Consider the following 11,733-nt stretch of genomic DNA (forward strand, 5'->3'; position numbering starts at 1 on the left):
TTCGCTGATTTTCGACGAAATGCACCGTGTAGGATGCGCCGTTTGGGTCCACGGGCCGGGGGCGCGAGGCCGGGGGCCGGGCGCCCCGGCGCGTGGCTAGCGGTTCATGTACGCGGCCGCGGCACCGCCGAGGCCCAGCACCGCCAGGGTCGCGATGATGATGCCGACGATCGCGCCCGGCGAGGAGCTAGAGCCGCTTCCGGAGCTGCCAGAGCTGCCGGAGCTGCCGGAGGCCTGCGGCTCGACGGTGGAGGTCGGCTTGGTCGCGGTGGGGCCAGGGGTGGTGTAGACCGTCTTGGAAGGCTTGGTTGGCCGCGGCGTGGTCGGCTTCGGGCCCAGGGAGGTGATCGCCGGGTCGCGCTGGCCGGGCAGGACCGGCAGGTTGGTGGCAGTTGGGATCGGCGGGGCCTGGGTCAGGGTCGGCTTGGACGGGTCGGGCTTGGCCAGGATGTCGCGGACCTGGTCGGCCTTCTCTGGGTTGGTTTTCTCCAGGTCGGCGATGAGGTCTTGCATGTCCTTGGCGGAGTAGTTGAGGACGGAGAAGTTGACGGTTTGGTCCTCGACAAGCAGGCCTTCCTCGTTGAAGACGCGGAACTGGATCGGCATTTCGGCTTCGTCGTAGCCGATGGTGTTGGTGATCGGTACTTCGATGGGCAGGGCTGCGTTTTCGGTCAGGGCGCCTTCGACTGGGTATTCCCTGCGGAAGTCGCCGCCGGGGTAGTTCACCTGGAGGGTGAATTTGTGCAGGTCGATGCCGAGGTTGGAGAGTTCGACGTTGACGCGGGAGTCGTAACGATTAGCCACGATGTAGGACGGGTTGTCCTTCAGGCTGAGCATGCGCAGGCCTGCCTTGCCGTTGTTGCGTTCGGCGGACAGGGCGACGAGTTGGCTCACGGAGGGGTGGATGTGGCCGGATTCGTCGGGGTCTTCGTCGGCGACGCCGGAGGTGCCGGTGGCCTTGCGGATTTCGCCGTTGACCAGGTCGAGGTTGTTCCAGTCGGGGGCGATGCTGTAGTCGCCCTTGAAGCATTCGACGGAGCCGTCGGTGCACTTGGCCGGCAGCGGCTTTGTGCTGTCGGGCGTGGCGGTTTCTTTGGAGTAGTTGAACACGCTGAACTGGTAGAGGTAGTTCATGACCGATTCGTAGTGCGGGACGTACTCGCTGTCGGGGCGCTTTACTTTCGACGAGCCCGAGTGGGTCAGGCCGAGGTTGTGGCCGAACTCGTGCAGGATGGTGTTGCGGAGTTGTTCCTGCGAGGTCATGCGTTCGTTTTTGGCGATGTAGAAGGCGCCGTCGGCAAGTAGGGCGTTGCCGGAGGACGGGTTGTCTGCGGCTTGGCTGTCGCCGATGACACCGACGCGGAAGATGTTTTTGCGCTCGCCGAGCAGGCGGTCGCGGTCTTTGATCATCCTGACTGCCGGGTTTTCGCCGGCGAAGTAGTACTCCGCGTAGTCCTCGGTTGGCCCGCCGTGGGGTTCGAGGCCGGGGATGTTGTTGTAGTAGACGCCGGCGTCGATGTGCAGGTTGTAGCCCTCTTTGTCGAAGAGGTCGACGAGGTCGTTCAGCGTTTGGCGCGAGGGGCGGTACACGTTGGTGTTCGCATTGGCGCATTCCTGGAACTTGTCAAAGTCTTCTTCGGTGGGCGCGTACTTGCGCTTGTCGGAGCAGCCCAGGGATTCCCATTCGGACTTCATCCAGTTGAGTTGGAGGAACAGGTCTGGGCGCGTGGGGTCGGCGCCCCAGCGGTGGAGTGGGAATTCTTTGCCGTCGGCGGAGGTGAAGCCGTTGCGTTCCCATTCGTCGGGGAAGCCGTCGCCGTCGGTGTCTTTTAGCGCGTCGCTGGCGGTGCCTTGGAAGGTGACGGTGGCTTCGAGGGTTTCGCCTGGTGCGACGGTGTTTTCCCATTTGCCGGTTTGGAAGCGGCTGGCGTTGTTGGCGCCGGCGAGCGCGTTGTTGAGGGTGTCGCCGGTTGCGGTGGTGGTGGGGTCGTCGAAAAGCGTGTGCACGTTGTAGCGTCCGCCGACGGAGACCTCGTACCCGTTGTTTTTGGGGGTGGCGGTGAGGTCGTAGTCGTAAGACATCATGCCGGCGGTGAGGTCGATGGCCAGGGGGCTCGGTGCGTCGGTGACGTTGCGTGCGACGACGTTGACGGTGACTTCTTTGGCGGTGACGGTGAAGGTGCGGGTGAGCTCGACGCCGTTTTTGGTGTGCGTGAGCGTGATGGTGTCTACGCCGTTTTTGCTGGAGGTTTTGACGTCGGTGTCGTTGCCGACGTATTGGACGCGGGTGCCGTCGTTAAACGCGTCGATGTAGAGGGCGGTGGGCAGGCTGCCGTAGGTGGGGTTGTTGTAGGTCAGCCAGCTGACGCGGCCTTTGTTGGCTTCGACGGTTTGGAAGCCTTCGAATGCGCCGGTTTTCGCGTCGACGGAGAACGGACGCGTCTGCTCAATGACGGCGCCTGCCTGTATTGGCACTACGAGACCTGCACCGAGGCTCGCGGCAACCGCGGCGGCGGCGACTTTCTTGTGTACTCGCATGTTCTCCTACTTCCACCAGACTAGGAATTGTTGGTAAAACTCTCGGTTTTCGTACAGGGCGTAGTTGGCTGCCCCGATGAGGCCGAGGATGGCAAGCAGCCCGGCGATCCAGCCTATCGCGTGGGTGTCTACGGAGCTACTGCTTGTCGACGACTCCACCGCTCGTGTCGCCTCCACCGTCACCGTGAACTTGCCACGGGACCCGTCGAGGTATTCGACGAACACCGGCACGGCCTTCGCATGGCCCTCCGCGCCTGCGGGGATGCTGGCGGTGAGTTCGCCGGTGGCGTGGTCGATGCCGAAGGTCCAGCCGTCGGATTCGGTTTGGCCGAGCGAGAACGGGTGGTCGATGGCGGTCTCCGGGCGCGTCAGGGCGAAGCGGGAGGTCTCGCCAGCGGTACCTTTGACCAGCATGTTCTCCAGCTTCGCGTCCTTGGCCAGGGTGGTCGCGCCGTTGGCGGTGAGCACCTGGACGGGCGCGGAGGTGAACAGTTCCGAGCCGTCGCTGAAGCTAATACGCACGGGCACCTCGCGGATGCCGGGCAGGGTATCTGGGGTGGCCTTGACGTTGAGCACGCCGTTTTCCGGGTCGATGGCGGTGTGCAGCCCCTCCACCGGGGTGACCAGGGAGAAGGATCCCTTGTGCTTGGTGGGGGTCAGTACACGTTCCGCGCCTGCGCGGACGTTGCCGCCGAGGTATTCGATGCCGGTGAGGGCGGCCTCGCCACGCACGGCGGTGGCCGGGACCTCGACGATGCGTTGGGAGCCGTCGGTGAACGTGACCACGATCGGGATCAGGGTGGCCAGCGCGTTGCTCCTCGCCGCCATGCCGCCGTCGATGGCGGCGGTGATGGCGCCGGTGGTTTCGTCGACATGGACGCGCCAGCCGGGCTCACTAAACGACGCCGCCAGCCCGTACCGCGCCCCCTCCGGTGCAGCGGTGGGCAGTTTGGTGGTCGGGTCGCCGCCCTCGGTGAGTTTCAGCGGCGCCCACGACACGGCCTTGCCTTTGGCTTCGGAGCGGGTGGTCACCGGTACGACGACCTCCTGGGTGGAGCCGTCCGGCAGTGTCAGTTTGATCGGTACGTCGAAGGGTGCGTCGGCCGGTGCGTCGGTTGGCACCTTGATCGTGATCTCACCGGTGTTCTCGTCAAGCTCTACCGGCAGGGTGGTCAGGCCGTCTGCCTCGAACTTCGTGCCTTCCGGCACGGAGCCGGTGGGGGTGATCCTGATGTTGCCTTCGGCGTCGAATACCGGCTTGTACTCCAGGCTGCGGACGCCGTCGGCGAGGGTGGAGCCGGTGAGGGCGTCGATACGCACGGTGGCAGCCTCGCCGCCTTCGCGCCCCTTATCGTCGATGGTGCCGTCCGAGTACAGCGCGCGGACCTGCACCTCGATCGGCTTGGCGTTGTCCTTCGGCGCGGTCGCGCGAATCAGGCCGGAACCCAGGTCGACGGCAACATCCCAGCCCTCGAGTTCGGTGTGCGGGGTGGCCAGCACGTACTCCGCATCCTCAGGCATCTTGCCAATCTGGCGGATGAGCACCGTCTTACCCGGCTGCGCGCCCTTATTCTGCTCGTAGGCGGGCTGGTAGGTGACGTTGTGCGGGGCGGGGTCCACGATGAACTTCGCATAACGCTCCGCGATGGTGTCATCCGGGAATGTGATCCGCACGCGGACGTCGAAGTTCTCGGTGCGTGGCTTTGTCACCGTGATCACGCCGGTGGCCTTGTCCATTTCAAGGCCCGTGGAATCACCCAGAATCTCGAACTTCGTGCCGGCAGGCAGCGGCTGGTTGCGGTAGCTGCGGCCGCCCTCGGTCAGCGTCGCGGTCGGCGCGCTGTTGTTGCCGGTCTCGCCGTAGCGCAGGTAGCCCGGGCGGTACTCGGGCCAGTAGCGGGAGGCGTCGGTGTTGGGAGGTTGGACGTCGATGGTGACGGTGCTGCGCGTGCCGTCGTCGGTAATCACGCCAAACTTGTACTCCCCTGGTTTCAGGTCGCGCGGCGGGACCGCCTTGATCACGCCGTCGACGCCAACGGTGACCCACTCGGGCGCATCGTCGGCGGCGCGGATGCCCATGCTTGTCGACGGCACCCTCGACGGCGCAGCCTCTACATCCTCACCAGCGCGCACCGTGATCGGATGCCACGCGAAGCCGTCGGCCACGGACACCGAGATCTCAAGGTGCTCCTCCAACAACCTGTCGTCTTCGGTGATGACCTCCACGACCACGTCGTAGTCGCCCGGCTCCTTGGGGGTACCGGTGATGACGCTGTTTTCCTCGTCGTAAATCACGCCGTCCGGCAGGCCCTGGACGTCCACGGAGGAGGCGTTTTCGGTGTCGACGGGGATCTCCAACTTCTCACCGGGCCGGACGGTGCCGTCCGGCGGGGTGGTCAGCTTCTCCCGGACCGGCTCGGGAAGCTCCGAGGTGTCCTTGACGGTGATGGTGAACATGGAGGTGACGACGTTGCCTGCGGTATCAACGAGCGGGCTACCGTCCTCTCCATGCACGCGCGCAGTGACGTTGTAGGTGCCCGGAGTAGTCGGGGCGCCCTTGAGGTAGACGTTCTGGACACGGCCCTTGGCGCGGGAGGTGTCGGCGGTGATGCCTTCGGGGAGGGTGGAGGCGTCGATAGTCAATGTGGCGCCATCGGGAACCCGCAGTGCGCGAACGGGGACCGGCTTGATGCGCTTGTGCGCCCAGAAGGTGCGGTCCTCGACCCGCATGAAGTACGGGTCCGCAGAAAGCACGATATCGAACGGCACGATCTTGTGGTCGCCGTCCTTGTACACCGCCATGATGTTGATGGTCTCTTCATCCGGCAGCTCTTCGGCCTTGGACGGATCCGGGGTGATGGTCACGGTGCCCGAATCGCCGTCGATCTCAGCACCCCAGGCCGGGTTTACTGCCTCGGGTTTTGCAAAGCGGTAGTGCACCGGCTTGTTGACCCACGACTCGAGGAAACCGAGCACCACCTCCGTGGAGGTGGTTTGGCCAAGGCGCACCTTAGCCGCCGGGTAGGAGACGCCGGACCAGCCCTCGTCGACCTCGGGGGGATTCGCCGGGTCTGCAACCGGATCCGGTGCGGGTTCCGTGGTCTCCGTGGGTTTCGTAGTTTCGGCCGCCTGCACCGGTTGCACCGCGCCTGCGATGAGCGACAGGCCGATGGCACATGCTGCGATTGAGGTTCCACGTCGGCGCACACTGGAAACGTTGCGGTGCTGCTCGGCCATCTGCCCATCCCCTTTGACGGTATGTTCAGCCCGCAATGCGGGCGTTGTTACTACACGTCAATATATCGGCTTAGGGTAAGTTGTTACAACATTTTGCTTTTATACCCGTGCGGCGACGGCGGCAGCCTTCTGCGCGATGGCCAACTCCTCGTTGGTAGGCACGACGAGAACCTTCACGGTGGAGTCGTCGGTGGAGATGATGCGTGGGCCGTCGTTAGGCAAATCGTTCTTCGCCGGATCGATCTCGATGCCGTAGTGCTTCAGGTTGTCCAGCGAATCCATGCGAACAAACTTATCGTTCTCGCCGACGCCGGCGGTGAATGTAATGGCGTCCACGCGGCCAAGCGCGATCATGTAGGAACCGATGAAGCGGCGCAGCTGGTTAAGGTACACGTTGTAGGCCAACCAGGCGTTTTCGTCCTCGTTTTCGATCATGGCGCGCAGTTCGCGGAAGTCGTTCACACCCGACAGGCCCTTGACGCCGGATTGGCGGTTGAGGAGGTTGTCGATCTCGTCGATAGTCATGCCACTTTGACGCACCAGGTGGAAGATGATGCCCGGGTCGATATCGCCGGAGCGGGTACCCATGACCAGGCCGGCCAGCGGCGTCATGCCCATGGAGGTGTCGATCGGGTGGCCGTTGGCAACCGCGGAAGCGGAAGCGCCGTTGCCCAGGTGGAGCACGATCTGGCGGGTGTGCGCCGGGTCGCGGCCGATCAGCGCCGGCACCTGGGAGGACACGAACTCGTGTGAGGTGCCGTGGAAGCCGTAGCGACGAATCAGGTTACGCTCGGAGACCTCAGCGTTAATGGCATACAGCGCTGCGGCCGGGGGCAAGTCGCGGAAGAAGCCGGTGTCGAACACCGCAACGTGCGGGATGTCCGGCAGCAACTCGCGGGCGACCTCGATGCCATCGATGTTGGCCGGGTTGTGCAGCGGCGCCAGCGGGATGAGGTCCCGGATCATGTCCACGACCGGGTCCAGGATCAGCTCTGGCTCGGAGAACACCATGCCGCCGTGGACAACACGGTGGCCTGCGGCGACGATGTCGAGTTGGGTCGGGCCGACGCCTTTGGCGTCGAGAAGCTTGAACGTCTCCTGCAAACCGGACGCGTGAGAGGGCACGGCCTTTTGTACGACGTGCTTCTGGCCGTCGTACTTGATGGTGATGCGGCCCTGGGGCTCACCGATCTGCTCAACAAGACCCGAGACGAACGGGTCCGCCGACGCGTCGGAGGTCGGGTCGACGATCTGGAACTTGATCGAGGACGAGCCGGAGTTGATAACCAGTACGTAAGACATTTACTTCGCCCCTGCCTGAATCGCGGTAATAGCTACGGTGTTCACGATATCTGGCACGGTGGCGCCGCGGGACAAATCGTTGACCGGTTTATTCAGACCCTGCAGCACCGGGCCGACGGCGAGGGCGCCTGCGGTGCGCTGGGCGATCTTGTAGCCCGCGTTGCCGGCCTCCAGGTCGGGGAAGATGAACACGTTAGCCTGGCCCGCTACCGGGGAGTCGGGGGCCTTCTTCGCGCCCACGCCCGGGTCGCAGGCGGCGTCGAACTGCAGCGGGCCGTCGATGGCAACGTCCGGGGCGAGTTCCTTCGCTTTCGCGGTGGCCTCAACGGCGCGCTCCACGTCGGGGCCCGCACCGGAGGAGCCGGTGGAGTAGGACAGGATGGCCACCTTCGGATCAATGCCGAACTGGGCGGCGGTCTTGGCGGACACGGCGGCGATCTCGCCGATCTGCTCGGCGGTCGGGTTCGGGTTCACGGCGCAGTCGCCGAATGCCCAGAGGCGGTCCTGCATGACCATGAGGAAGATCGAGGACACCACGGACGCACCCGGGGCGGTTTTGATGATCTGGAACGACGGCTTAATCGTGTGCGCAGTGGTGTGCGCAGCGCCGGAGACCATGCCGTCTGCCAGGCCCTTGTACACCATCATGGTGCCAAAGTAGGAGACGTCCTTCATTGTCTCACGGGCCTCCTCGAGCGTCACGCCCTTCTTCTTGCGCAGCTCCGCAAAGTCGGCGGCGAACTCCTCAAGCAGGTCGGATTCGAGGTGGTTGAGCAGGTTCGCGCCGCTCAGGTCTAGGCCGAGGTCGGCGGCGCGGCGGTTCATGTCCGCGACATCGCCAAGAATCGTGATCTGTGCAATCCCCTGGCGCAGCAGCTGATCCGCCGCCTGCAGAATGCGGTCGTCCTCGCCCTCCGGCAGCACCACGTGCGAGCCGGCAGCCTTGGCCTGCTCCAGCAGCTGACGCTCGAACACGATCGGGCTCATGACCGGCTTTGCCTCGACTGCGGCGGGCTGGAAGGTCTCCACCTCGCCACCGCTAATCGACGACACCACAACCGCGCCAAACTCCTCCACGCGGCGCTTGGCGAGGGGTGCGGTGGTGTCGTCGCTAGTAATGAGCACCACGGGCACCCCGAGAGCTGCGGCGAGCTCGCCGTCAAAGTTGTAGTCACCAGTGCCCTGGATCAGTTTCGCGTCGCCAAACAGTGCGCCGGAGTTGAAGATCTCCGCCACGCTGTCGCCTTCGGCGCGCACCAGTTCGAGGCCGAGACGGCCGGCGAGCTGTTGCAGATCCACACCCTCGAAGGTGCGGTTTGCAAGGGTTACAAGCAGGGTCTGGGACATTGTCTCACCTTTCGTTGTGGGGCAAACAGTGCATAGTTTACCGGCACTGCCGACACGGCGAGACACTATATGGTGTGACCTACATCTTCTTCATGGCGCGCGCCGCGTCATCGGTACGCACACGCGCCTCAGCGGCCGAATCCGCGGTGGAAAGAATCAACACATCCGGGCCAAACATGCGCACCGTGGTCTCCTCCACCTCCATCGCGGCGGCGATAGCCTCCAGCGAGGGAGTCACCCCCGGCAAGAAGCGCACGGCACCGGGGCTGACCAGCGTCGAATCGATGGGCAACTCCTGCGTCGCACGCGCCTGCAGATCAAACTGATTGACGCGCTGCGTGGCAAGCGTGACCAACCCATCGCGGCTCGGGCGTGGGGTGACTTGGGAGAAGTAGACATCGTCGCCAGAGACAAACAGCTCAATGGAGTACACGCCGCAACTTGCAAGCCCACCCATGATGCGCGCGGCAATCGAGCGCGCGTTGTCCATCGCGGCCTCCGGCATCGGCGCAGGCTGCCACGCCTCCACCAGTTTGCCCTCGCGGTGGCGGGTGCCGATCGGCTCGCAGAACCACGTAGCCAACTCGCCCGTGTTCGGGTCGATGGAGCGCGCCGCGAGGATGGTGGCCTCGAAATCAAAGTCGATGTAGCGCTCCACCACCACACCGTCACCCTCCCCTTCCGAGGCGATACTCCAGGCCTCCGCAAGGTCGGCGTTGCTGTGCACCGTGGAAAATCCCTGCCCGTCGCGGGATGTCGGCGACTTCACCACACACGGAAACCCGAGGCGCTCCACCGCGTCCTGCATTTCCTGCGGCGTGGTCACAAACTCACAATCCAGCGTGGGCAAGCCCAGTTCCTCGCTCGCCTGGGTGCGCACCGCCATGCGGTCCGCAGTACGGCGGCATGCGCTTGTCGACGGCGCCACCGCCGCCCCGGCAGCCTCCGCCGCCACCTCAACCTCTTCGAGCGTGTCCGGCGAATCCCCCGTGGTCACAATGATGTCCGGGTGGAACTGATCAGCCAGCGACACAGCACCAATCTGAGTCTCAAACCCGAGGCGCTGGTAAGCCTGCTCAAGCTCGCGGGCCATCGGCGACGTGCCAAGGATCAGCGCGCGACGCTGTGCAGAAGATGGAACAGTCATAACGCCAGATTGTCCCACACTTATATGTCGCGCAGGTAGCCGAGAGCACGTGCAAAAAGAGGCTCAATAAATCCGCTCGACACTTCACGACTGAGTCCCCACTGAGCCCCCAAGACATTATCCACCCCCAACATGGGGTACGAAAACCGCCTTAGTCGATCGTTCGCACTGGTCAAACGACCCTTGCGTCCGTAATAGAAAATACATATAGCGTCAGGCTATCCTCTAGACAGAGGCGACGCCCTCGCCAGAAGTTTCTGGGGACAGCGAACCGCCCAGATCCCGTCGAGCTGCTGGCCGGCGGGATCATTCATTTTCAATTTTCTTATCTAGATCAATAACGAACGAATGGTCTTCAAGATAAAGCTTGAAATAAAGCCCGGTCCGGTCATGGTGCGTTTTTGAACGCCGGAGGGCCATGGCCGAAAGGTCGGGGAGCCACAGCAGATGTTCTTCCTTGGGCGATTCATGAAGAACCTGCGTATAGCGCGATATTGCACCGACAGAGCGTAAGTGTTTTATCAGACGACGGTCAGCATCATTTTCCGTGTGCCTTTGTCGTTTTTCCATCACGACAAGCCGGGTTCCAGGGTAATTCTGCTGGACGGCTACTAACAACGCCTTTAAGCAATCATCACGCGCTTGAGCAACCGACACCTCATTTTCCTCACCTATTTGAGTCAAGTCCTTTTTGTAGGCAAAAATATGTTGGTCGCCGACATCATTGCAGTATGTGAGCAGCCCCTCAGCCTTTTGCCGCCCCTCGGCACTCTGCAATGCTTCCGTAGTGTGCCAGTATCCTCCATCAACAATCTCACGTATGTCCTCTCGAGTGGCATCCAAGAACCTGGCACTAATTAGGACCCCGCAAATCAAATAAAAGGAACGGCCGAGGTTTTCTTCTGGCCGGTTATATGTTTCATCCACATAGAGGACGTAATGATCCTCATTGAGGTTTCTGTAGGCAGCCTCGAGGGCACGTTTCTCCACGGGACATCCTTGTTATCTTACTTCTAGATTTATTGGCTAGATAGCCTACAGGCAGTGCAAGTTGTCCAATGTCACGCTTTTCTGTCATTTCCTAGCTCGCTCAGTTGCCTTGCGATACACGACCAATCGGACACCCGCTTAATTAAAGTAAGGACAATCACAGCACCAAACGCCGTTGCCCCGCCCACCGGGTTGGTGAGCGGGGCAACGGCGTTTCGAGGAAGGCGCCTTCATTGAAGGCGTTGGGCTACCGAATTACTTCTTCGGCTGTGCCTTCTCCTCCTTGGAAGAGCCGGCGTAGGTCTTGCCGGAAGAACCCTTCAGTTCCAGGTCCTTCACGGAAGAGCCACCACCTGGGGTGCAGTTGTCGTAGATGATCGTGCCGGCGAGGATGCCAGCGGCGATCAGAGCCAGACCACCGGCGACCGTCGCAATGTCGGTGCCGTACTGCCCCAGCTGCTTGTTCAGACCCTCAACCTGTGCAGCGAGCTGCGGGTTGAAGATGCCCAGCTGCTGTTGCAGCTGCGTGTTGACGTTCTGGATCTGTGCGTTCGCCTGTGCGGCGAAGTCGGACAGACCCGGGATCTCAATCTGGGTTGCCAGACCAAGCGGCAGCAGTGCGATCAGCGGCAGGCCGAACCCGACAGAGGTTGCAACACACTTGCCGGTGTCGATGGTTTCACCGATCTGGATCTTGAAGCGGTGGATCTCCTTGCCGTCTTCCTTAACGACGACCCAAGCCTCGCCGGCCGGGGTGCCCTTCGGGACGGAGACAATGATGTTGCCATCCTTGTCAATGGTGACCTTGGCGCCCTTGATCAGGTTGCCATCCTTATCGACGAGCTCACCCGTCAGTTCACCCTTCTTGTCAGAGTTGCCCTGATCAACCTTGCCAACGTTCTGGCCCTTGCCGTTCGGCGTGACCGTGCTCTTGCCCGGGGAGACAGTGGTCTTGTCGTCGGACGCGCCGGAACCGTTGTCGTCGCGACCCTTCTTGTGGCCGTTGACGTCGATCTCGACCTCGGTCTTGCCGCCGTCCAGATCCGGATCCTCGATAGTGACCGTGATCGGACCATCGACGTCCGTGCCCGGGGTGACAACGATCTCGCCGGTGTTCGGATCGATTTCGACAGGGATGTCCTTGCCGTCCTCATCCTTAGCGGAGACCTTGG

6 protein-coding genes and 1 pseudogene are annotated in these 11,733 nt (G+C 62.8%); all 7 read right to left on the reverse strand.

Annotated features, from left to right (window positions below; translation table 11 throughout):
• Positions 1-96: 96 nt before the first annotated feature.
• Complete coding sequence (locus HMPREF2656_RS05055) at positions 97-2,538, reverse strand: hypothetical protein (RefSeq protein ID WP_070816022.1); 2,442 nt, start codon at positions 2,536-2,538, stop codon at positions 97-99.
• Positions 2,539-2,544: 6 nt separating this feature from the next.
• Positions 2,545-5,775, reverse strand: coding sequence for a YPDG domain-containing protein (locus HMPREF2656_RS05060; protein WP_070816023.1), 3,231 nt, complete (start codon positions 5,773-5,775; stop codon positions 2,545-2,547).
• A 99-nt stretch (positions 5,776-5,874) separates the two neighbouring features.
• Positions 5,875-7,077, reverse strand: coding sequence for an acetate kinase (locus HMPREF2656_RS05065; protein WP_070816024.1), 1,203 nt, complete (start codon positions 7,075-7,077; stop codon positions 5,875-5,877).
• On the reverse strand, positions 7,078-8,424 hold the full coding sequence (gene pta, locus HMPREF2656_RS05070; protein WP_070816025.1) for a phosphate acetyltransferase: 1,347 nt from the start codon (positions 8,422-8,424) through the stop codon (positions 7,078-7,080).
• A gap of 79 nt (positions 8,425-8,503) precedes the next feature.
• Positions 8,504-9,571, reverse strand: a complete 1,068-nt coding sequence (locus HMPREF2656_RS05075; protein WP_070482295.1) for an ATP-grasp domain-containing protein — start codon at positions 9,569-9,571, stop codon at positions 8,504-8,506.
• A gap of 306 nt (positions 9,572-9,877) precedes the next feature.
• On the reverse strand, positions 9,878-10,561 hold the full coding sequence (locus HMPREF2656_RS05080; RefSeq protein WP_070816026.1) for a hypothetical protein: 684 nt from the start codon (positions 10,559-10,561) through the stop codon (positions 9,878-9,880).
• 255 nt (positions 10,562-10,816) lie between these two features.
• A pseudogene (locus HMPREF2656_RS13055) lies at positions 10,817-11,733 on the reverse strand (hypothetical protein); the annotation flags it as partial.

The sequence above is a fragment of the Corynebacterium sp. HMSC034B08 genome (genome assembly GCF_001835805.1).
GTDB lineage: Bacteria > Actinomycetota > Actinomycetes > Mycobacteriales > Mycobacteriaceae > Corynebacterium > Corynebacterium coyleae.

What these genes read in the sequence shown, in the direction of transcription:
- pta (WP_070816025.1), bottom strand. Translation starts at nt 8,424, where the DNA reads ATGTCCCAGACCCTGCTTGTAACCCTTGCAAACCGCACCTTCGAGGGT.
- HMPREF2656_RS05075 (WP_070482295.1), bottom strand. Translation starts at nt 9,571, where the DNA reads ATGACTGTTCCATCTTCTGCACAGCGTCGCGCGCTGATCCTTGGCACG.
- HMPREF2656_RS05060 (WP_070816023.1), bottom strand. Translation starts at nt 5,775, where the DNA reads ATGGCCGAGCAGCACCGCAACGTTTCCAGTGTGCGCCGACGTGGAACC.
- HMPREF2656_RS05065 (WP_070816024.1), bottom strand. Translation starts at nt 7,077, where the DNA reads ATGTCTTACGTACTGGTTATCAACTCCGGCTCGTCCTCGATCAAGTTC.
- HMPREF2656_RS05055 (WP_070816022.1), bottom strand. Translation starts at nt 2,538, where the DNA reads ATGCGAGTACACAAGAAAGTCGCCGCCGCCGCGGTTGCCGCGAGCCTC.